22 protein-coding genes are annotated in these 22,493 nt (G+C 52.0%); 7 read left to right on the top strand and 15 right to left on the bottom strand.

The features are described from left to right. Window positions 1–126 precede the first annotated feature (126 nt). Window positions 127–2,283: an ornithine decarboxylase gene (locus ACF2G4_RS11025; RefSeq protein WP_409074818.1), complete on the top strand. Its 2,157-nt coding sequence runs from the start codon at window positions 127–129 to the stop codon at window positions 2,281–2,283. Between the two features lie 159 nt (window positions 2,284–2,442). Here the strand turns inward: ACF2G4_RS11025 and mltC are convergent, their stop codons facing one another. From mltC to mutY, 3 genes are read right to left on the bottom strand one after another with little or no spacing between them, the layout of a single operon-like run. Further along, window positions 2,443–3,519 carry a membrane-bound lytic murein transglycosylase MltC gene (gene mltC, locus ACF2G4_RS11020; protein ID WP_243078998.1) on the bottom strand — a complete coding sequence of 359 codons (1,077 nt, stop codon included), beginning with the start codon at window positions 3,517–3,519 and terminating at the stop codon, window positions 2,443–2,445. Window positions 3,520–3,572: 53 nt separating this feature from the next. Next, on the bottom strand, window positions 3,573–3,845 hold the full coding sequence (locus ACF2G4_RS11015; RefSeq protein ID WP_243078999.1) for an oxidative damage protection protein: 273 nt from the start codon (window positions 3,843–3,845) through the stop codon (window positions 3,573–3,575). Continuing rightward, window positions 3,845–4,930, bottom strand: a complete 1,086-nt coding sequence (gene mutY / locus ACF2G4_RS11010; protein WP_243079000.1) for an A/G-specific adenine glycosylase — start codon at window positions 4,928–4,930, stop codon at window positions 3,845–3,847. Before mutY ends, ACF2G4_RS11015 begins: the two co-directional genes overlap by 1 nt. A gap of 154 nt (window positions 4,931–5,084) precedes the next feature. Here mutY and trmB point away from each other — a divergent pair, with 154 nt between their 5' ends. The 3 genes from trmB to ACF2G4_RS10995 all read left to right on the top strand — a co-directional run bounded on the left by trmB (window position 5,085) and on the right by ACF2G4_RS10995 (window position 7,007). Then, entirely contained in the window at window positions 5,085–5,804 is a 720-nt protein-coding gene (trmB, locus tag ACF2G4_RS11005; protein ID WP_243079001.1) for a tRNA (guanosine(46)-N7)-methyltransferase TrmB, read from the top strand. Next, window positions 5,804–6,130 (top strand): YggL family protein, encoded by a 327-nt coding sequence (locus tag ACF2G4_RS11000; RefSeq protein WP_215845650.1) that lies wholly within the window; start codon window positions 5,804–5,806, stop codon window positions 6,128–6,130. Before trmB ends, ACF2G4_RS11000 begins: the two co-directional genes overlap by 1 nt. Window positions 6,131–6,290: 160 nt before the next feature. Then, window positions 6,291–7,007: a DUF2884 domain-containing protein gene (locus ACF2G4_RS10995; RefSeq protein WP_215845651.1), complete on the top strand. Its 717-nt coding sequence runs from the start codon at window positions 6,291–6,293 to the stop codon at window positions 7,005–7,007. A gap of 54 nt (window positions 7,008–7,061) precedes the next feature. On the opposite strand, the gene hemW is transcribed toward ACF2G4_RS10995, so the two are convergent. From hemW to ACF2G4_RS10975, 4 genes are read right to left on the bottom strand one after another with little or no spacing between them, the layout of a single operon-like run. Further along, on the bottom strand, window positions 7,062–8,201 hold the full coding sequence (hemW, locus tag ACF2G4_RS10990; protein WP_409074817.1) for a radical SAM family heme chaperone HemW: 1,140 nt from the start codon (window positions 8,199–8,201) through the stop codon (window positions 7,062–7,064). Beyond that, window positions 8,194–8,787, bottom strand: a complete 594-nt coding sequence (locus ACF2G4_RS10985) for an XTP/dITP diphosphatase (protein WP_215845653.1) — start codon at window positions 8,785–8,787, stop codon at window positions 8,194–8,196. Before ACF2G4_RS10985 ends, hemW begins: the two co-directional genes overlap by 8 nt. Window positions 8,788–8,807: 20 nt before the next feature. Continuing rightward, entirely contained in the window at window positions 8,808–9,362 is a 555-nt protein-coding gene (locus ACF2G4_RS10980; RefSeq protein ID WP_215845654.1) for a YggT family protein, read from the bottom strand. Between the two features lie 12 nt (window positions 9,363–9,374). Beyond that, window positions 9,375–10,082, bottom strand: coding sequence for a YggS family pyridoxal phosphate-dependent enzyme (locus ACF2G4_RS10975; protein ID WP_243079002.1), 708 nt, complete (start codon window positions 10,080–10,082; stop codon window positions 9,375–9,377). 14 nt (window positions 10,083–10,096) lie between these two features. Between ACF2G4_RS10975 and ACF2G4_RS10970 the strand changes: the two genes are divergently transcribed. Continuing rightward, on the top strand, window positions 10,097–11,101 hold the full coding sequence (locus ACF2G4_RS10970) for a type IV pilus twitching motility protein PilT (protein WP_409074816.1): 1,005 nt from the start codon (window positions 10,097–10,099) through the stop codon (window positions 11,099–11,101). Window positions 11,102–11,174: 73 nt separating this feature from the next. Here the strand turns inward: ACF2G4_RS10970 and ruvX are convergent, their stop codons facing one another. The 8 genes from ruvX to metK all read right to left on the bottom strand — a co-directional run bounded on the left by ruvX (window position 11,175) and on the right by metK (window position 18,534). Continuing rightward, on the bottom strand, window positions 11,175–11,594 hold the full coding sequence (ruvX, locus tag ACF2G4_RS10965; RefSeq protein ID WP_215845656.1) for a Holliday junction resolvase RuvX: 420 nt from the start codon (window positions 11,592–11,594) through the stop codon (window positions 11,175–11,177). Continuing rightward, complete coding sequence (locus ACF2G4_RS10960; RefSeq protein ID WP_215845657.1) at window positions 11,594–12,157, bottom strand: YqgE/AlgH family protein; 564 nt, start codon at window positions 12,155–12,157, stop codon at window positions 11,594–11,596. Before ACF2G4_RS10960 ends, ruvX begins: the two co-directional genes overlap by 1 nt. 85 nt (window positions 12,158–12,242) lie before the next feature. After that, the gene (gene gshB, locus ACF2G4_RS10955) at window positions 12,243–13,187 is read right to left on the bottom strand and encodes a glutathione synthase (RefSeq protein ID WP_243079004.1); all 945 of its coding nucleotides are present in this window, start codon (window positions 13,185–13,187) and stop codon (window positions 12,243–12,245) included. A gap of 106 nt (window positions 13,188–13,293) precedes the next feature. After that, window positions 13,294–14,025, bottom strand: coding sequence for a 16S rRNA (uracil(1498)-N(3))-methyltransferase (rsmE, locus tag ACF2G4_RS10950; protein ID WP_215845658.1), 732 nt, complete (start codon window positions 14,023–14,025; stop codon window positions 13,294–13,296). 75 nt (window positions 14,026–14,100) lie between these two features. Then, a complete protein-coding gene (endA, locus tag ACF2G4_RS10945) occupies window positions 14,101–14,808 on the bottom strand; it encodes a deoxyribonuclease I (protein ID WP_243079006.1) in 708 nt (235 codons plus the stop codon). Between the two features lie 77 nt (window positions 14,809–14,885). Next, a complete protein-coding gene (locus tag ACF2G4_RS10940) occupies window positions 14,886–15,398 on the bottom strand; it encodes a SprT family zinc-dependent metalloprotease (RefSeq protein WP_215845659.1) in 513 nt (170 codons plus the stop codon). Window positions 15,399–15,482: 84 nt separating this feature from the next. After that, complete coding sequence (locus ACF2G4_RS10935) at window positions 15,483–16,880, bottom strand: sugar porter family MFS transporter (protein WP_243079007.1); 1,398 nt, start codon at window positions 16,878–16,880, stop codon at window positions 15,483–15,485. Window positions 16,881–17,382: 502 nt separating this feature from the next. Further along, entirely contained in the window at window positions 17,383–18,534 is a 1,152-nt protein-coding gene (metK, locus tag ACF2G4_RS10930) for a methionine adenosyltransferase (RefSeq protein WP_215845661.1), read from the bottom strand. Window positions 18,535–19,387: 853 nt separating this feature from the next. Between metK and speA the strand changes: the two genes are divergently transcribed. After that, window positions 19,388–21,364 (top strand): biosynthetic arginine decarboxylase, encoded by a 1,977-nt coding sequence (gene speA, locus ACF2G4_RS10925; RefSeq protein WP_215845662.1) that lies wholly within the window; start codon window positions 19,388–19,390, stop codon window positions 21,362–21,364. 175 nt (window positions 21,365–21,539) lie between these two features. Next, complete coding sequence (gene speB / locus ACF2G4_RS10920) at window positions 21,540–22,460, top strand: agmatinase (protein ID WP_243079018.1); 921 nt, start codon at window positions 21,540–21,542, stop codon at window positions 22,458–22,460. The last annotated feature ends 33 nt before the right edge of the window (window positions 22,461–22,493 follow it).

Here is a 22,493-nt window from a genome sequence, read left to right as displayed (position 1 = left end):
AGGGCAGAGCTCATCTGACTTTACTGATGTCTATCGGTTTAATCCGTCTGACGTTATTCGCCGGGGAATCATCCCCATTGCTGTGCCTTTGGCACCCACTCATCCTTGACGCTAGGGATTTGTGCTATGACACCACTAAAAATTGCTGCCAGCGCCGCTGTGGCGCCTAACTTGACTCTCAACACCGCGCGCGACGTGGTGACGCTGGACAACACTGATTTTACCGACGTGGCGGCTGTCGTCGTCTCTTTGGCTGATACGCGCAGTGGCGTGCTGGCACTGTTACGCCACACCGGTTTCAATTTGCCGGTCTTCGTGACCAATGCCTTTGAAGAAGAAGTGCTGCATTTACCTGGCGTCACTGGCGAATTAAACGGCGAGCCCGAAGAGTGGGCTGCGCTGGAAGCCGCTGCGCAGGCCTATGAATCTGAGCTGCTGCCGCCATTTTTTGAAACCCTGACCAAATATGTCGACATGCAAAACAGTACTTTTGCCTGTCCGGGACATCAGGGCGGGGCGTTCTTTAAAAAGCATCCGGCAGGACGGCAGTTTTATGATTTCTATGGCGAAAACGTATTTCGTTCAGACATGTGCAACGCCGATGTAAAACTGGGCGACCTGCTGATTCATGAAGGCTCAGCGAAAGACGCGCAGAAGTATGCGGCCAAAGTCTTTAACGCGGATAAAACCTATTTCGTACTGAATGGCACGTCAAGTGCCAACAAAGTGGTGACCAACGCGCTGCTGACGCGGGGTGATTTGGTGCTGTTTGATCGTAATAATCACAAATCCAATCATCATGGTGCGCTGATTCAGGCGGGTGCTACACCGGTTTATCTGGAGGCAGCCCGCAATCCGTTTGGCTTTATCGGCGGCATTGATGCGCACTGTTTTGATGAGGATTATCTGCGTCAGCAAATCCAGAAAGTTGCCCCGCAGCGTGCCAGCGATGCACGTCCGTTTAGACTTGCCATTATTCAGCTCGGTACTTACGACGGTACGGTTTATAACGCGCGTCAGGTGGTGGATCGCATCGGCCATCTCTGCGACTACATCCTGTTTGATTCAGCGTGGCTGGGCTACGAACAGTTTATTCCGCTAATGGAAGGGTGTTCACCGCTGACGCTGGAATTGAACGAAAACGATCCCGGCATTTTTGTCACGCAGTCAGTGCATAAGCAGCTGGCGGGCTTTTCGCAGACCTCGCAGATTCACAAAAAAGATAACCATATTCGTGGGCAAAAGCGTTTTTGTCCGCACAAACGCCTGAACAACGCGTTCATGCTGCACGCCTCGACCAGCCCGTTTTATCCGCTGTTCGCCGCACTGGATATCAACGCCAGAATGCATCAGGGCGATGCAGGTCGTCGCATGTGGGATGAGTGCGTGATGATCGGTATTGAGGCGCGTAAAGCGATCTTTGAGCGCTGTGAAATGATCCTGCCGTTCGTACCGGAAACCGTAAAAGGTAAAGCCTGGCAAGATGCACCCACAGAAGAGATCGCTCGCGATCTGCACTATTTCAGCTTCGAACCTGGCGCGAAATGGCACGGTTTTGCCGGTTACGATCGCGATCAATACCGTGTTGATCCCTGTAAATTACTGCTGACCACGCCAGGGATTGATGCAGCGAGCGGCGAATATGCAGCGTTCGGCATACCCGCAACCATTCTGGCTAACTACCTGCGCGAGAATGGTATCGTGCCAGAAAAGTGCGATCTTAACTCAATTCTGTTCCTGCTGACGCCTGCGGAAAGCCCAGAGAAAATGGCGCATTTGGTGACGATGCTGGCACAATTCGAGCAGCATGTGAAAGAGGATGCGCCACTGGCTGAAGTGCTGCCAACTATCTATCGCAAGAATGCTAAACGTTATGCTGGTTACACGCTACGCCGCTTGTGTCAGGAGATGCATGATCTCTATGTCAGTCATGATGTGAAAGGTTTGCAGCGCATGATGTTCCGTGAGGAGGGTCTGCCAGCGGTGAAAGTGAATCCGCAGGATGCGCATCAGGCGTACATTCGCGGTGACGTTGAACTGGTGCCGATTGCCAAAGCCGAAGGGCGAATTGCTGCTGAAGGTGCGTTGCCGTATCCGCCGGGCGTGCTGTGCGTTGTGCCGGGTGAAGTATGGGGCGGAGCGGTACAGCGTTATTTCCTGGCTCTGGAAGAGGGCGTGAAGTTGTTACCAGGCTTCTCACCTGAATTGCAGGGGGTTTACACTGAAGAAGATAGAACTGGAAACAAATACTTAGTCGCAAATATGATGGTGGCTGGCCGCTAGGACGAGCCTGGGCTGCGGCGGGTTGTGGCCCGCCAGCCTTTTGTTATTGCCGTAACCGGGTGAGCTCGTTTCGTTCGCCCGGCAATTAGGCAGTTTCATTTTTCCCACGGCCTGACGAACGAAACGTCTGTTGTCTCTCGGGCTCGAGCCCGAGAGTGATTAAAACTGCCGGTAGCTGCGTTGCGCAGTGCTCACCTTAGTCAGATAACGACGCGATTCAGAGCTGGGGTGCTGCTTGGTCAGCGTCTGATAAACCTCGTTCGGCGACATACCATTGATAATATTGAACGCACGATCCTTATCACTGGAGAAGACCCGTAATACGCTGCCTGCACCGCCGTTATAGGCGGTAATAACCGCATAGCGACGTGACAACGGATCCTGAATTCCGCCTAAATAACTCTTCTGCAGAATCGAGATATAAGCCGTTCCCGCATCAATGTTGTTCTCGGGATCAAGCAAATAGCTGCGGCTCGGTTTGCCCCATTTGCCCTTCATGCGGAACACATCAACGCCGGCGGTATGCTGCACAACCTGCATCAAACCCAGCGCATCAGAGTGGCTAACCGCATAGGGGTTGAAACTCGATTCAGTTTGCATGATCGCTAAAATCAGTGAGGCATCCACGCCATACTCTTCAGCCGATTTGCGCACCATCGGCAAATATTTATGCGCACGTTTGTCGAGGTGGTTCGGCACCATTGGAATGGTGATCGAGTAAATCACATGCAGGCCCGAAGTGCGGCGCTTCAGCTTATTTTGGATCAAATAGTCAGCAAAGTTTTCAGCGCGACCTTGCCAGCGAATGGCCTGTCCCGTGTTATCCAGCACCTGACCATACAGCAGCGGCTCTTTGCTGATCACGATATCGTTGGCATCTGAATAGAGGTCAACGTTGCCAGGATCTTCACCAATCAACAGCGTGGTAACGATCGCCTGGCGCAAACTGGCCATGGGATCGGTGCCCGCGATGGTTTCAATCGTGATGCTACCGCTTTCAAAGTTGATGTGACTGCGGGTGTAATAGTTGTCGCTGTACTTGACGTAATCTTTCGGTCCGGCGATCAGAACCTCATTAATACCCCAAATGTTTTCGATGTTATGGGCGAATTGCCCCATCAAAATGTCAAACCCGTTGGTGTCTTTAACCCATTCTTCGTGAGACTGCTGTTTTTTTCCGGAGCAGGAAGCCAAAAGTGGTGCAATCACCAGCAGGGCTATCAATCTTTTATTCATTGGAAATATATGCCTGACCTGGATAACGGCCTCAACGAGGAGGCCAAAAATGTTTACGCTTCTGGCGGCGTGTAGCCTTCAATGTGCACGTCTTTGCCTTCAAACAGGAAATTAACCATCTCCTTTTCCAGCACTTTGCGGTCTTCTGGGTTCATCATGCTGAGCTTTTTCTCGTTGATTAGCATGGTCTGCTTGGCCATCCATTTCTGCCAGGCTTCTTTGGAAATCTCGTTGTAAATGCGTTTACCCAGATCGCCAGGGTAGAGCTGAAAGTCTTGGCCTTCAGCGTCGCGTTGTAAAAAGGTACAAAAAATAGTGCGGCTCATTATTCTTCCTCATTGATCTCACAACTGTGCAAAGCCAGTTGCTGGGGATGGCGCAACTCGTGCAAAAGTCGCTCGACAGGTGCGGCTAATCCCACTGCCGGTGGCTGCGCTAAGTTATACCAGAGACCGTCCGCTTCATCCATCGCCGACCCGACAGAAGGCCATGCCAGCCACATTGGCACGATGTCCAAATGGAAGTGGCTAAAGGTATGGCGAAACGCGGTCAGCTGCTGCGGTTTTGCGTGAATACCCCGCGCGATTAACCAGTCAATCAGCGCCTCTTCGGTGGTGAATTGCGGGAAGCAAAACAGGCCGCCCCATAATCCCACTGGCGGACGCTGCTCTAGCCAGACGTCATCGCCATGCTGGATCATCAGGAACCAGCCGCTGCGCTCTGGCAGGGTTTGTTTCGGCTTTTTACCGGGATAGCTCGACCAGCTGCTGTCGGCATAAGCCATACAACCACTGTTAAGCGGACAAATTTCGCATTTCGGTTTTGAGCGGGTGCAAACGATGGCGCCGAGATCCATCATCGCCTGATTGAACTCACTGACGCCTTCAGCAGGCGTAACGGTTTCGCTGATCTGCCATAAGCGCTTTTCGACCTCTTTTTTGCCCGGCCATCCCGCCACCGCGTAGCACCGTGCCAGCACGCGCTTCACGTTGCCATCGAGGATGGGGAAATGTTGTCCAAGCGACAACGACAACACCGCGCCTGCCGTTGAACGGCCTACGCCAGGCAGCGCCGCGACATCATCAAAATTGCGTGGAAATACGCCTTTGTGCACATCAACAATCTGTTTCGCCGCTTTGTGCAGGTTGCGCGCGCGCGCGTAGTAGCCTAAACCGGTCCACAGATGCAGCACTTCATCTAACGGCGCAGCGGCTAAATCGCTGACCGTAGGAAAACGTGCCATAAAGCGTTCGAAATAGGGAATAACAGTAGCAACCTGGGTTTGCTGTAACATCACTTCGGACAGCCACACCTTATAAGGTGTTTTCTCCAGCTGCCACGGCAGGGTTTTGCGGCCAAAGCGCTGATACCAATCCAGCACCTGTTGCGCGAACTGCGGCGCTTGCATCATAAGAAGGAAATTTTCCGTGGTTACTCTACACTCAGGCAGGAATTCCAGCACATGCGCATCTGAGTGTAAACCGGAAGATGGCAAAGGCTTGCTTCTGCTTATGAACTTTGCATAATGCCCGTTTCCCAGAACAGGCTAACCAGCAGGCTTCGACATGATTAATGACGTCATCACCCCAGAATTTGATGAGAATGGACGCCCATTGCGCCGCATTCGCAGTTTTGTACGCCGCCAGGGCCGCTTGACCAAAGGCCAGCAGATGGCGCTCGATAATTACTGGCCGGAGATGGGCGTGGAATACCAGCCGGAGCCCATCGATCTGCTGCAACTCTTTGGTCGTGAAGCACCGATTACCCTGGAAATTGGTTTTGGCATGGGCGCTTCTCTGGTGACTATGGCGCAAAACACACCACATCAGAACTTCCTGGGTATAGAAGTTCATGCGCCGGGCGTAGGCGCATGTCTGGGTGCAGCAAAAGAGGCGGGCGTAGAGAATCTGCGCGTGATGTGCCATGACGCGGTGGAAGTGCTGGAGAAGATGATCCCAGATAATTCGCTGCGTATGGTGCAACTTTTTTTCCCCGATCCATGGCACAAAGCGCGCCACAACAAGCGTCGCATTGTACAAGTGCCGTTTGCCGAGCTGGTTATGCGTAAGCTGAAGCTGGGCGGCGTGTTCCACATGGCGACTGACTGGGAAGCCTACGCGGTTCATATGCTGGAAATCATGAACAGCATCGACGGTTATAAGAATCAGTCCGAAAGTCAGGATTACGTGCCGCGTCCTGAGACGCGTCCATTGACTAAATTTGAGCAACGCGGGCAGCGTTTAGGCCATGGCGTATGGGATTTAATGTTTGAGAGGGTGAAATAATGGCCACACAACGCAGCCGCCGTTTACGTAAAAAAATGCATATCGATGAATTTCAGGAACTCGGTTTTTCTGTTGCCTGGCGCTTTGCCGAAGGCACGTCTGAAACTGAAATCGATGAAACGCTGAATCAGTTTATTAATGAAGCGATTGATCCAAATGGTCTGGCGTTTGACGGCAGTGGTTATCTGGCGTGGGAAGGGCTGGTTTGCCTGCAGAAAGACGGTAAATGCACCGATGAGCACCGTGAACTGGTGCGCAAATGGTTACAGGATCGCAACCTGCACGATGTGCAAGTGACTGAACTCTTCGATATCTGGTGGGACTAAGTTCTATATCTGCCTGGCTTACTGGCGACTTGAGCATCGTGCAGGGCTCGCATTCTCACGTATTTATGTACGCGCCGAATGCGCTGCGCTGGTCGGCATCCAATTCGCTGCGACGCACGGCAGACCTGTCGTTATAGTTTCAGTGAGATCGGGAGAGTTTATGGTTCGTAAAACGGTTCTTGCTGCGCTGCTGCTGGCGGCAACACAGGCTCAGGCTGCCTATGAATGCAGCGTGAAACCTCAAGATGATGTCGTCATTAAGCCGCAGAGCGTGCAGGTGGTGGGGACTAACGGCAATCTGGAAATCACGCCGCAGGGTGACATAACATTCAATGGTCAGCCAGTGACAGTGGATAATGCCAGCCGCCAGAAAGCAATTGATTACCAGAATGGTTTACGCCGTGATCTGCCTTGGATCGATAGTGGCGCAACGTCACGGCTTGAAAAGAGCCGCGTGGCGCTGGATCGCGTCATTGTTGAGAAACTGGGTGCGAACAGCAACGTGCGTAATCGCCTGACTACGCTCAATAGTCAGCTGAAGCAGCAGATGAACCGCATTATTGAACATCGTGCCGATGGTTTAACCTTCCATCATCAGGCGATTGATCAAGTACGTGCAGACGGCGAACAACTGGTGCAAACCACGTTAGGCGGCGTGATGCAGGACAGCCTGAACGAGATGGGCAGTAAGCAGGCCGTCAACGGCAGCAATCCGTTGCAGGCGATTATGGGAAATCTTGGCGGGCTTCAGCAGTCAATTCAGGCTGAGTGGAGCAATCAGGAGCAGGATTTCAAGAACTTCGGCCATGAAGTATGTAATCGCGTTATTACGCTAGAGGATCAGCGTAAGGGCTTGGTTAGCGGTCTGAAAAAATAAATAAAAGCCTCAGCCTGAAAGTTCGGACTGAGGCTTCATTATTTCTTTTCGCCGCTATTCTTCGGCTAAAAACAGTTCTAATAGCGAATTCAGAAACAATTTTCCTTTCTCACTGATCTGCCAGTGCTCTTCAGTCTCAATCACATAGCCTGCCGCAATGGCTGCGTCTATCTGTGGACGAATGACCTCTTCCGCTAAGCCGGTATAAAGCGAAAATTCATGGCGTGGTGCCGCTTCCAGCAAACGGAAACGATTCATGAAAAATTCGAACGGCTTTTCGGCATCGGCAACCTCGTACTGTTTATCCAGATAAGTGCCTTTCATGAAACCGCGTGGATGCTTGGTTTTCACCGTGCGCACAATGCGGCCATCGGGTTGGGTTAACTTGCCGTGTGCACCGCACCCGATACCGAGGTAATCACCAAAACGCCAATAATTGAGATTGTGTTCACAGCGATAACCCGGTTTGGCGTAAGCCGAGGTTTCATATTGCTGATAACCGGCTGCGGTCAGGAGTTGATCTCCCTGCTCGAAGATATCCCACAGCGCATCGTCATCGGGCAGTACCGGCGGACGCGAACTAAACAGTGTGTTTGGCTCGATGGTCAACTGATACCACGACAGATGCGGCGGATTCAGCGCAATTGCCTGACGCAGATCGTCGAGCGCTTCCTCAAGCGTTTGGTCAGGCAAGCCGTGCATTAAATCAAGATTGAAGCTGCGCAGCCCCAGCCCTTCAGCGAGATGAGCGGCGCGCTTCGCCTCTTCTGGACCGTGAATGCGCCCCAGACGTTGAAGCTTCTGCGGGCTAAAGCTCTGCACCCCGATGGAAATGCGGTTGATACCGGCGCGCTGGTAAGCACTGAAACGATCGGCTTCTACCGTGCCAGGATTCGCTTCCATGGTGATTTCAGCGCCAACCGCCAGCGTCAGACGCTCACGTACGCCGTCCATCAGCATCTGCATCGCGCTGCTGCTTAACAAGCTTGGCGTGCCGCCACCGATAAAAATGGTACGGACTTCTCGTCCATTTATCAGCGGCAGATCGTTATCCAGATCGTTGAGTAAATGCTGTACATACTCAACGTGCGGCATCTCATCTTTCAACGCATGGGAATTGAAATCACAGTAGGGACATTTCTGTACGCACCATGGAATGTGGATATAGAGACTGAGTGGCGGCAAATTAGGCATTACGCATCGCTTCCAGCAACAGCGTCAATGCTTTACCCCGATGAGAAACCGCGCCTTTTTCCGCTTTGCTCAGCTCAGCGGCGGTTTTACCTAAAGCCGGAACGGCGAAAATGGGATCGTACCCGAAGCCACCGACACCCGCTGAAGCACGCGTGATTTCACCTTCCCAACTGCCGTGAAACACCAGCGGTGTAGGATCTTCAGCATGGCGCAGATAAACCAGCACGCAATGGAATTGCGCCTGACGCTGATCGTCGGGAACATTTTCCATCGCTGCGAGCAGCTTCTCAAGGTTCTGCTGATCGCTGGCCTCTTCGCCAGCGTAGCGGGCCGAATAGATGCCCGGCGCGCCGCCAAGCGCATCTACCGCCAAACCCGAGTCATCGGCAATGGCGGGTAAACCAGTAATTTGCGCCGCATGACGCGCTTTGAGAATAGCGTTTTCGATAAAGGTCAGACCGGTTTCTTCAGCGGATTCCACGCCAAGCTCGGTTTGCGCCACGATATCCAGGCCAAAGGCGGACAGCAGGTCCGCCAGTTCACGTACTTTGCCGGGATTACCGGTAGCGAGCACAACTTTTTGCATAACAGTTCCAGTTAATTCGATTACAGCAAATACCAGAGACCTGGGAACAGGTCCATGCCGAGGAAGTTCAGGGCATACAACACCAGAATCACGATCATCGCTGAGAAGTCGATGCCGCCCATAGCAGGCAGAATACGGCGAATGGGCGCCATCAAGGGTTCGGTCAGTTGAATCAGCACCTGATCGACAGGGCCGCGGCCTTGGCTAATCCAGCTCATGAGAGAGCGAATGATAATGACCCAGAACACCAGATAACCGGCAGATTTCACCAGTGACAGCAGGCCAACCAGCAGGTTAGTAGGATCAAGCGAGAATACGCCCACTTGAATCAATAGCAGGATCGGATATTTGAGTGTAGTCAGCACAAAAGCCAGCAGCAGCGAAGCGGTATCAATCGGCCCTAACGCAGGAATGATACGGCGTAACGGCTTGATAATAGGCTGAGTAATCTTGACGACAAACTGCGCCAGCGGGTTGTAAAAATCACAGCGGGACCACTGCATCCAGATACGCAGCAGCAGCACCATGACGTAGAGATCGATCAGCGTTTTGACTAAAAACGTCATTGTTAACATGAAGTTCCTCAATTATTGTTGTGGTTTGCTCGCGTAATCTCGCGCGCCAAAGATTGCAGTGCCGATGCGCACCATGGTGCTGCCTGCGGCAATAGCGGCTTCCATATCATCACTCATCCCCAAAGAGAGTGTGTCGACATCGGCATAATGCTGTTTCAACTGCTGGAACGCGTCGGCCATCTGCTGGCATACCGCCAACTGCCGATCGTAATCACTTTCTGGTGCGGGAATGGCCATTAATCCACGCAATCGCAGCTGCGGCAATTCTGCTATTTGCTGCGCCAGCTCGGAAAGGGCCTCCAGCATGATGCCAGATTTGCTGTTCTCGTCACTGATATTTACCTGAATTAACACATTAAGCGGCGGCAACGTTAACGGACGCTGGTCATTCAGGCGCTGCGCAATACGCTGGCGATCAACGGTATGACACCAGGCAAAGTTTTCCGCCACCAAACGACTTTTATTGGACTGCAACGGACCAATGAAGTGCCATTCCAAATGAGGATGTGCGGCCAGTGCCTGAACCTTTTCAACCCCTTCCTGCACGTAATTTTCCCCAAAGGGAATTTGTCCGGCTGCGGCGGCTTCTTCGACGGCGCTCGCAGGTTTAGTTTTGCTTACTGCAAGTAAGGTGATTTCTTCTGGCGCTCTGCCGCAACGCGCGGCAGCGGCAGCGATACGCTGCCGCACTTGCTGTAGGTTGTGCTGGATTGAGGTCATAGTCAGGAGAAATTATGGATCTGGATGAAATGGTGGGCCTTAGTGTAAAGCATAACGCCGCCGATCTGCACCTTTGCAGCGGACATTTGCCTTACTGGCGACGGCAGGGCAGGTTGGAAGCGATACCCGACTGGCCGAAAGTCAGCGCGGCGTGGATGAATACGTTTATTGAGCAATGGCTGGACGATCCGCAGCGGCGGCAGCTTGAAGCCGAAGGTCAGCTTGATTTCGCCTTGAGTTTGCCGGGTGGACAGCGACTGCGTGCCAATCTCTTCCGCCAGCGGCAAGGCTTGTCTTTGGCATTACGCACTATTGCCAACCAGTGTCCAACGCTGGCGAGCTTGCGCTTACCCGCTATTGTGCCCTTGCTGTTGGAAAAAGAGGAGGGACTGATTTTGATCACTGGCGCGACCGGCAGCGGCAAATCCACTACGCTGGCAGCGATGGTCGATGCGCTCAACAGACAGCAGGCGCGGCACATCATCACGCTAGAAGATCCCATTGAGTTTATTCATAACAGCCAGCAATCACTGATTCAGCAGCGAGAAATTGGTGTGCATTGCACTGCTTTTAACCAAGGGATTAAAGCGGCATTACGTGAAGATCCTGATGTGATTTTATTGGGCGAACTGCGCGACAGCGACACGATTCGACAGGCGCTGACAGCAGCAGAGACCGGGCATCTGGTGCTGGCAACGTTGCATACGCGCGGCGCTGCGCAGGCGGTTGATCGGTTGGTCGATCTCTTTTCCGCTGAGGAGAAAAATCTGGTGCGTACGCAACTGGCGGGCAGTCTTAAAGCGGTGATCGCTCAGCGATTAGTGCCCTCACTCGAAGGTCAACGCATTGGCTTGTTTGAAGTCCTGATAGCAACGCCCGCAGTGGCGAATTTAATCAGGGAAGGCAAGATGCATCAAATTCCTGGTGTTCTCCAAACCGGCGCGCAAGCGGGTATGCAGACCTTTGAGCAAAGTTTACTGGCACGAAAGGCGGAAGGGCTCATTAAGGACACACCGTGACGTGCCGCGCTTCATTGCTTAGTAAGCGCGGGGTGCGGGTCATGGATAAGTTAGGTGATGATGAATAACGTGCTTAGTAGTGCGTTTCAAACCAGTCTTGCAGAATGATCGCCGCTGATTGCGAATCGACTGAACCTTTGTTTAGCGCACGATAACCGCCGCGTTCAAACAAGCCAGCACGTGCTTCTACCGTACTTAGACGTTCATCTTGCAGCTCAACACGAACGCCAAAGCGGCCATGCAGCCGATTAGCAAACTTACGTGCTCGCGCGGTTAACTCTTGCTCGGTGCCGTCCATATTCAGCGGCAATCCGACAACCACAAAATCGGGCTGCCACTCTTTCAACAGCTTTTCGATTTGTAGCCAGTCTGGCGTGCCATCCTGCGCTTTAAGCGCTGCGAGCGGGCGGGCGCTACCGGTGAGTTGCTGACCTATCGCCACGCCAATGCTCTTGGTGCCGAAATCAAAACCTAACAGTGTTTGATTTGACATCAGGCGTGTCCGGCGTCGCTGGCCATGTTGTGAATATCAACGCCAATACTGCGCGCTGCTTCACGCCATCGCTCAGAAATGGGCGTTTTAAACAAAATATTGCTATTGGCGGGCGTGGTCAGCCAGGCATTCTCCATGAGTTCGTTCTCCAGTTGGTCTTTTTCCCAGGCACAGTAACCCAGTGCTACCAACACGTTTTCTGGCTGTGATTGTGTACCAATCGCTTCCAGCACATCACGCGAGGTGGTGATGATGGTGGTATCAGAGATGCGAATACTGGAGGTAAAAATGCGTTGTGCAGAGTGCAGGATAAAGCCGCGATCTTCCGCTAACGGACCGCCGGTAAACACCGGTTTGTCCAACTTAATAGCAGGATCGCGATCTTCAGAAGAGATCTTGAGCTTTTTAAGAATGCCTTCCACCGTCAGGTTTTCCATGGGTTTGTTGACGATCAGTCCCATCGCCCCTTCTTCATTGTGTTCACACACGTAAACCACAGAACGTTTAAAGAAAGGGTCTTGCAGCGAAGGCATGGCAATCAAAAAATGATGCTGTAAATTCATTCTCACTCGATGTACCAAAAATAACCGGCGCGCAGTTGCCGCGCCGGTGTTGGGTTGATCACGGAGCAGAGCTCCGACGTCATGCTCAGCCCAGACGCTTCTCGATAGCATCCATCAACATGCCGGTGATGGAGATCGGGAATGCTGCTTCAATTTCACGCACGCATGTTGGGCTGGTCACGTTCACTTCAGTCAGTTTATCACCGATGATGTCCAAGCCTACAAAAATCAGCCCTTTTGCTTTCAGCGTTGGACCCACGCGACGGGCAATTTCCCAATCGCTTTCGCTTAACGGACGCGCTTCGCCACGTCCGCCAGCGGCGAGATTACCGCGGGTTTCACCCCCTTGTGGGATGCGCGCCAGGCAATAAGGCACAGGCTCACCGTCGATGACCAGAACGCGTTTGTCGCCTTCTTTAATCGCCGGGATAAAGTTTTGTGCCATGCAGAAGTAACTTCCGTGGTTAGTCAGGGCTTCAACAATCACTGAAAAGTTAGGATCATCTTTTTTCACACGGAAAATTGACGCGCCACCCATGCCATCCAGCGGCTTCATGATGATGTCACCGTGCTCTTGCCAGAACGCGCGCAGCTTCTCTTTATTGCGAGTTACCAGCGTATCTGGCGTGAACTCCGCAAACCATGCGGTATACAGCTTTTCGTTACAGTCACGCAGGCTTTGCGGCTTGTTCACGATCAGCGTACCCAACTCTTCTGCGCGCTCCAGAATATAGGTCGCGTAAATGAATTCCGTATCAAACGGCGGATCTTTACGCATCAGTACAACATTCAGCTCAGAGAGTTCAATCTCTTGCTCGCTGCCGAACTCATACCACTTGTCATAGTTTTGGTCGACGCTCAGCAGACGCGTGCGAGCATAGGAGACGCCGCCACGCAGCGAGAGATCGCCCATCTCCATGTAGTGAATTTCATAACCACGACGCTGTGCTTCCAGCAACATGGCGAAGCTGGTGTCTTTTTTAATGTTGATGGACGAGATGGGGTCCATCACGATGCCAAGCTTAATCATTATTATCTCCTCAATGAGGCGGCATTTACCGTCTCGTTCCATGCGTCAGCGTTGGGCTGAACAGTCAGGACGCCGTGTGTGCTGCGTGCGTCTTAGAAATTATCGCTTAACCCAGGTCACCAAACCTCACCTGAAGTGCCGTAATGGCCGTCAGCGCGGTTGTTTCGGTGCGTAACACCCGTGGGCCGAGCAGAATGTCAGTAAAATCGTGTTGCGCTGTCATTGCGATCTCTTCTGCGGAAAGGCCGCCTTCTGGGCCAATCAACAAGCGTACTCGCTTAACCGGTTGCGGCAACGTGTTGATGCTGTGGCTGGCGCGTGGATGAAGGTTAAGTTTCAATCCTTCGTCTGCTTCTGCACACCAGGCTTCCAGCGTCATGGCTTCGCGAATTTCCGGCACGCGGTTGCGACCACACTGCTCGCAAGCCGCAATCGCAATTTTCTGCCACTGCTGAATCTTCTTCGCCAGCCTTTCAGCATCCAGCTTTACGCCGCAGCGTTCGGAAAACAAGGGCGTGATGACATTAACGCCGAGCTCAATCGATTTCTGAATGGTGAATTCCATCTTTTCACCGCGTGACATCACCTGGCCCAAATGCATAAACAGCGGTGATTCACGATCATCGGGTTGGCTCTCTAAAACAGTTACTTTTACACGCTTTTTATCAACATGCGTGATCTCTGCTGCAAAAGTCAGATTAGTGCCATCAAACAGTTCAAGGCGTTGACCGCTGGTCATGCGCAGCACGCGGCCTACATGATTGGATGCGTCTTCATCCAGCGTAATTTCACTGCCTACACTAAGCGGTTCGGCCTGATAAATGCGAGGTATGCGCATAAGGTTCCTGAGAACTGAACGCCGCGCTGTATTACGCGGCGGAATAGAAGAAACAACTAGTTTAGGGCAGGGATTTTAGCGCTGGCAAGCCTGCTGCACATAAGGATTGTGATTACCCTGTATGCGAGCGATGCGTTTGTCACGTTCACACTCCCATGGCGTAACGGGATAAAGCTTGTTCCATACGGTAAATAGCTGGGTTTGCTGACGAGAAAGGCGCAGATGATATTGATCGCGCATATAGAAATAGGTCCGCGCAATAGCCCCCCGCGCGCGCGCTGGCGGCTCGGCAATCTTATTTTTGAAATCGACTTTCATACCGCATTGTCCATAAGGCTGCTCACCGCCGTTCCATTGGCTGTATGCCAGATTCCCGCGATCACCATTTACTTCACCCACCGCAGGTTGCAGGTTATGCAGATCGGTTTCGATTCGGCGATATTCAGCATCTTTACTGCAATTCTTGCGTCCACCGTTTTGCCAACACTGGCGCTGATGACCAAACTCCCACGCTGGCATGACGTGTTCCCATTCAATCCGCTTGGCGCGATTCGCATTTTTACGAACCTTGTAGCCACAGCTGTTGAGATCGGGGACGCCTTTTTTCCCCTGCCAGTTGATTTTACAGCCACAGTAAAACGTTCCTGGCGCATCAGCATTGATTTGCGCCGCATAGGCTTTGGCCTGCTGGAAGTTGTTTTGATGATAGTTATTCAGGCTTAGGGCGCTGGCAACAAACGGGGCAAATAACAGCGAAACAGCAACAATAATTTTGCGAGACATATTCCAACAATCTACGTAGAGCCAAAAAAGGGCGGCAGGGTAACAGAATGAGGAATCACGCGGAATGAGAATCCTGGTCAGGATGGCAAATAGTCGCCTGGCTTTAACAGACTGCCGCAGCTCACGCAGCGATATTCGCTTTCTCCACGCACGACGCGATTATGACGACGCACAGTGAGATGATGCTGCTGGCACTGACAGCGGTAGTTGAAGGTGCGACTGCGCACCGATTCCACCTCAAAGCGGTGAGTACGCTGGGCAGGCACGCCAAGCACGCTTTCCATCATCCATTTCCACTCTTTGCCATGGGGCGCAACGCGACCAAAATGTTTCCACACCAGCAGATGAGCCAGCTCATGCGGCACCACTTCATCAATAAAAGCTTGTTGATTCTCTAACAGCAAAACGGGATTGAGACGGATTTCCCACTTTTCTAGCCAGGCGGTGCCAGCTGCGGTTCCACGCTGTTGATAAATCAGTTTGGGTTCGGGATAGCTGCGCGCTAATTTTTGATTAGCCAACTCAAGCGAGTGGCGCAGCGAGCGCATCACGGCTTGCTGTAGCGCGATGGGAAGACGAGGTGTTTTCATGGGGCCAAGAATAAGCGGGCGCGGGCGGGAACTCAATATTGGAAAAGAAAACGGCGGGACTTTCCCGCCGTTGTTGCTTGCTAATTAGTTCTGAGAACCAATATCACGCAGCTTTTTGCCTTTCATCAGGTTGCGTTCGATGTGTTCCAGCGAGATGTTCTTGGTCTCCGGAATCAGCATTACCGTCAGCAGGATGAAGAACAGGTTCAGCAGGGCATAGACCCAGAAGGTCGACGCGTTGCCCAAGGTGTTCAGCATCGTGAGGAAGGTAGCGCCCACAATCATGTTCGCAATCCAGTTGGTGGTGGTGGACACGGTGATACCGAAATCGCGGCCTTTCAGCGGTTGAATTTCAGAACACAGTACCCAGATCAGCGGACCGGCAGACATTGCAAAACCAACGATAAACATCAGCAGCATGCCAATGGCGAAGTACTGCGCGCCCTGAGAATCAATGCCAATATGCAGCATCGTACCCAAAATGCCCATGCCTGCCGCCATCACCATGAAGCCCAGAATCAGCGTTGGCTTACGGCCCCAACGATCCACCAGACCAATCGCGATGAAGGTCGCCAGCACATTGACCAGACCCACAATCACTGTGCCCCACATCTGCTCAGTGGTGTTAGAAAAACCCGCAATCTCAAAGATTTTCGGTGCGTAATACATGATGACGTTCATACCGGTGAACTGTTGCATCACCTGTAACAGAATGCCGAGGAACACCGCACGACGGAAGTTGCTGTTTTCTTTAAACAGACCCCAGCCAGATTGCTTGATTTTCAGGCTTTCACGGATTTCATCCAGTTCACGCTTTGCTTGCTCGCTGGTGTCACGCAGACGATCCAGTACACGCTGCGCATCGCGGAAGTTACCTTTAGCCGCTAGCCAGCGCGGGCTGTTTGGCAGGAAGAAAACGCCGATCAGCAGCAGCAGGGCTGGAATGGTGATTACACCCAGCATCCAACGCCAGTTGCCGGTAAAGCTGAATGCGGTATCAGACAAATACGCGCCAAGAATACCAATGGTAATCATCAGCTGGTACAGCGAGATCATACTGCCGCGAATCTTTTCTGGCGCAATTTCGGAAAGATAAAGCGGGGCAGTGTAAGAAGCGATGCCCACCGCCAGGCCCAGCAGCACGCGTGCCCAAATCAGCATTTCAGGGTTCGGCGACATTGCCGACCACAAAGAACCGATAACGAACAGAATCGCACCCGCCATCAGGCTTTTCTTACGGCCCAGACGCGAAGACATCCAGCCGCTACCAATAGCACCCACAGCCGCACCAAACATCATGGAACTGACGATCCACTCTTGTTGGTGTGCCGTAACGTTAAAGTCTTTAGCGATAAACGGCAGTGCACCGGCAATAACGCCGATATCCAGACCGAACAGCAGGCCAGCGAGAGCCGCCAGAAAGCAGACAAATAAGGTCATCGCCTTATTTGAAGTTCTGCTTTTTTGTGTATTGCCAGGCATTGTTGCCTCCAAGTTTATCCATCGTTGTTTTTATCAATGTTAAAAAACCTTTTGCCGGAAAAAAGTGAGGGCGATCACATCAGTGTAATCGCTTACACAAGCTGAAACCCTGAAATTCAGCATTTATAACCCGGAAAGGTCAAGTAACCAGAGAGGTATAGCACTCTTTAAGTTTCTGACAATGCTCTTATTATCGGCAATCAGATGACGCTGAAAATAACGCATTTTTATTACAATAACTACGCCGTTTAATTCCTAAATTGCAGATAACTAAAGCGTTTCAAATTGTAATCGTTAACATTTTGTTGTCAGGATTGGCGAAAGAAGTGTAGTTGAGATAACGAAAAAAGCTGTCTGAAGAGATTTGAAAGCAGCGTAATCCGTTTTTTTGACTCGTAACTTTGTAGCGTTAGGGATGAGAAGGCGATCGGTTAGCAAAAAACAGGCAATAAAAAAACCCTGCTTCATCAACAGGGTTTTCGGATGGGACCCGAGAGAAAAATTACAGGCCCGCAGCGTCGCGCAGTTGAGCAGCTTTGTCTGTTTTTTCCCATGGGAAGTGCTCACGACCAAAGTGACCATAAGCTGCGGTCTCTTTGTAGATCGGGTGCAGCAGATCCAGCATCTGAATCAAACCGTATGGACGCAGGTCGAAGAACTCACGCACCAGCAAAGTCAGCTGTTCGGTAGAGATTTTCTCGGTACCAAACGTTTCAACCATGATGGAGGTCGGTTCAGCGACGCCAATTGCGTAAGAAACCTGGATTTCACAACGATCCGCCAAACCCGCAGCCACGATGTTTTTAGCCACATAGCGCGCAGCATAAGCCGCTGAACGGTCAACTTTTGATGGATCTTTACCTGAGAACGCACCGCCGCCATGACGTGCCATGCCGCCGTAGGTATCAACGATGATTTTACGACCCGTCAGGCCACAGTCGCCCATTGGGCCACCGATAACGAAACGACCCGTTGGGTTGATGTGATATTTGGTTGAAGCATTCAGCCATTCTGCTGGCAGAACCGGTTTGATGATCTCTTCCATTACCGCTTCTTTCAGATCTTGCTGGCTAACATCTTCAGCGTGCTGAGTTGACAGGACAACAGCATCGATACCGACGATTTTGCCGTCATCGTACTGGAAAGTGACCTGGCTTTTCGCATCTGGACGCAACCACGGCAGTGAACCATTTTTACGGACTTCAGCCTGACGCTGCACCAAACGGTGTGCATAAGTCACTGGCGCAGGCATCAGCACGTCAGTTTCGTTGGTTGCGTAGCCAAACATCAAGCCCTGATCGCCCGCGCCTTGTTCCAGCGGATCGGTGCGATCAACGCCTTGGTTGATATCAGGTGATTGCTTGCCAATCGCGCTTAAAACGGCGCAAGAGTTGGCATCAAAGCCCATATCGGAATGAACATAGCCGATTTCACGAACGGTGTTACGGGTGATCTCTTCGATATCAACCCAGGCGCTGGTAGTGATTTCACCCCCAACCAGAACCATACCGGTTTTAACGTAAGTTTCGCAGGCCACGCGCGCTTTAGGATCCTGCTCGAGGATCGCATCAAGTACGGCATCAGAAATTTGGTCAGCGATTTTATCAGGATGTCCTTCTGATACAGACTCGGACGTAAAAAGGTGTTTAGCCATTCTGTTCTTTACCTTACAAATGGTTTGAATTCGACTGCATAGCGTAAGTGAGGCTGAACCTGACTTAACGCCCCTTCAGGCAAAGCCGCGAGCAGTTTAGGAAGTATCAGCACATCAGGCTAACATCGCCTGGAGTTTAACCTGTTTAGATGGAAAACCATCTGGACGTCTATTTTAGGTTACAGAATGCGCGAATTACCAGCCCTTTTTCTGTTTCAGCATTTTACGCAACGGCAAAACTGGAAGATTTTCCTGACAGTACACGCAATAACCAAATAATCTTTTTGCTATTTTTGACCACAAACTGTATAAAACGCCGCTGCTTTTAGGCAGCAAAAAGGATGACGTCACCACGCGTCGCGCCCGTCAGAACAGTGAGGCTTCTGGCGTTCACCCAGGTTGTTTTCCATGTGTCTTTGGCATATGTGGAGGTGATTCAAGTAATGAACCACGCTTTCTTTCCTTTCGGTTCTCTGCGCTGTTGCGCCGCGCTGGCTTTCTCCTGTTTCCCATCATTTTCAGTGTCCTGCCGACATTGTGTTCGTAGCGGTCATTCTACCGACACGAGTACCCGTTAATCTGTACTGCTATCCTTACGTTTTTGTTCCTTCTCTGTGCTTATGCAGATGAACGACGCACGTTATCCGTGGTCCTTTTTATACGTTTCTCTTTTAAACGTTTTCTATTTAAACGGACAGGCCAAGGTGTTTTACACTTACTTTCATGCGTTAATCGCGCTGACGGCAACGTCAGGTGAACAGGACATTGCGTCACATGTGGCAACGAATTTCTAACTTAGCGGCAGTTAAGCCGATTAACAGTTTCATCTTTCAACGGAAAATTGAGGTTCGTGATGTCTGACGACATGAAGAATATCAAGGGTTCGTCAGCTGGCGAACAAGGTGCACTCCGCTCAATGCAGGAGGTAGCAATGAACGATCAAGATGCCAGCAAAATGCTGCGTACTTATAACATCGCCTGGTGGGGCAATAACTATTACGACGTCAACGAACTGGGCCATATCAGTGTGTGCCCGGATCCGGATCTGCCGGACGTACGCGTCGATTTAGCCAACCTGGTGAAAGAGCGCGAAGCGCAAGGCCAACGCCTGCCCGCGCTGTTCTGTTTCCCGCAGATTCTGCAGCATCGCCTGCGTTCAATTAACGCCGCCTTTAAACGCGCGCGTGAATCTTACGGTTACAAGGGCGATTACTTTCTGGTTTATCCGATCAAAGTTAACCAGCACAAACGCGTCATTGAGTCGCTGATCCACTCCGGCGAACCGCTGGGACTGGAAGCGGGATCCAAAGCGGAGCTGATGGCGGTGCTGGCACATGCGGGTCAAACCCGTTCCGTGATCGTCTGTAACGGCTATAAAGATCGTGAATATATTCGTCTGGCACTGATTGGCGAAAAGATGGGGCACAAAGTTTATCTGGTGCTCGAGAAAATGACCGAAGTGCGTCTGGTGCTGGAGGAAGCGGAGCGTCTGAACGTGGTTCCGCGTCTGGGCATCCGCGCACGACTGGCGTCTCAGGGTTCCGGTAAATGGCAGTCGAGCGGCGGTGAAAAATCGAAGTTTGGTCTGTCGGCAACCCAGGTGCTGAAACTGGTTGAGATCATGCGTAACGCAGGTCGTATCGACAGCCTGCAGCTGCTGCATTTCCATCTCGGTTCACAGATGTCGAATATTCGCGATATCGCGACCGGCGTGCGTGAATCGGCGCGTTTCTATGTTGAGCTGGCGAAGTTGGGCGTCAACATTAAGTGCTTTGACGTCGGCGGTGGTTTGGGCGTCGATTATGAAGGCACGCGTTCGCAGTCAGATTGTTCAGTGAACTATGGCCTGAACGAATACGCCAACAACGTGATTTGGGCGATTGGCGATGCGTGCGACGAACACGGTTTGGAACATCCAACGGTGATCACCGAATCGGGTCGTGCCGTCACAGCGCATCACACGGTGCTGGTGTCGAATATCATCGGTGTCGAACGCAACGAGTTCAGCGAGCCTGAAACGCCAGCAGCAGATGCGCCGCGCCCGATTCTGAGCATGTGGGAAACCTGGCAAGAGATGCACGAGCCGAGCACGCGTCGCTCGCTACGTGAATGGCTGCATGACAGCCAGATGGATCTGTTTGATATCCACACCGGTTACTCATCCGGCACTTACGATCTTAAACAGCGTTCATGGGCTGAACAGCTTTATCTCAGCATTTGTCATTACATTCAGCAGCATCTTGACCCAAGTAATCGCGCACACCGTCCGATTATCGACGAACTGCAAGAGCGCATGGCGGACAAAATGTACGTCAACTTCTCGCTGTTCCAGTCGATGCCGGATGCATGGGGTATCGATCAGCTATTCCCGGTGCTTCCGCTGGAAGGGCTGAACAAGAAGCCGGAGCGCCGTGCGGTGCTGCTCGACATTACCTGTGATTCCGACGGCACTATCGATCACTACGTTGATGGCGACGGCATTGCTACCACCATGCCGATGCCGGAATACGACGTTGATAATCCGCCTATGCTGGGCTTCTTTATGGTGGGTGCTTATCAGGAAATTTTGGGCAACATGCACAACCTGTTTGGTGATACCGAAGCGGTTGATGTCTATGCGCGTCCAAATGGCGACGTTGAAGTGCAGCTTTCTGACGAAGGCGATACCGTTGCGGATATGTTGCGCTACGTTCAGCTTGATCCCAACGAGCTGATGACGCTGTTCCGTAATCAGGTTACTGAAACTGAACTGGATGAGGAGCTGCGCGAACAATTCCTGCAAGAGTTCGAAAGCGGCCTTTACGGCTATACCTATTTAGAAGACGAGTAATAGTAGTGCTGCACAGGATGAAAATCCCGTTGCAGCCTGTTTTCTCTACGTCGATAATCTAGCTAATACCTATCCCTTCCTCGTCGGGTTTAACGACGCGGAGGGGATTTTTTTCATCTATACCTTAAGCTGCATGCGGGCTTGGCCCGACTCACGGATATATAGAGGACGATTTATGTATAACACCCTGGGCAATCAGTACGATAACTCCCTGGTCTCTAACGCCTTCGGTTTCATGCGTTTCCCGATCAACTTTCAACCCTACGAAAGCGATGCTGAATGGGTCATCACTGGCGTTCCTTTTGATGCCGCAACGTCGGGCCGTCCGGGAAGCCGTCTTGGACCGGGCGCGATTCGTCAGATCTCAACCAACCTGGCGTGGGAAGGCTGCCGCTGGCCGTGGGATTTCGATCTGCGTCAGCGTTTAAATGTCGTGGATTGCGGCGATCTGGTTTACGCCTTTGGTGATTCACAGGATCTCTCAGACAAGCTGCAGGCACACGCCGAAAAACTGCTGGCAAACGGCAAGCGCATGATGACTTTTGGTGGCGACCATTACGTCACGCTGCCGCTGCTGCGTGCCCATGCGAAGCATTTCGGCAAGATGGCATTGGTGCATTTTGATGCACACACCGATACCTATTCCAATGGCCCAACTTTTGATCACGGCACAATGTTTTTCACCGCGCCGAAAGAAGGTTTGATCGATCCGCAGCACTCGGTGCAAATCGGCATTCGTACCGAATTTGATAAGAGCCTGGGCTTTAACGTGTTGGATGCGGCGCAGGTTAACGATCGCAGCGTGGACGACATCCTGGCGGAAGTGAAACGCACTGTTGGCGATCTGCCGGTTTATCTCACCTTTGATATCGACTGTCTGGATCCGGCGCATGCGCCTGGCACCGGCACGCCGGTAATTGGTGGATTAACCACTGATAAAGCGACCAAGCTGATTCGCGGCCTGCAAGGTATGAATATCGTCGGGATGGATTTGGTTGAAGTCGCGCCGGGTTACGATCACGCTGATTTGACTGCGCTGGCTGCGGCTACCCTGGCGCTGGATATGCTGCATGTTCAAGCAGCGAACAAAGGCTGATTTGGCGTAAAGTCCCTTGCCGGCGGTGTTGAC

Source organism: Pantoea phytostimulans, assembly GCF_046118715.1.
GTDB classification, from domain to species: Bacteria; Pseudomonadota; Gammaproteobacteria; order Enterobacterales; family Enterobacteriaceae; genus Pantoea; species Pantoea phytostimulans.
The sequence above is the reverse complement of the archived record's forward strand: the minus strand, read 5'-3'. Positions and strand labels throughout refer to the sequence as shown.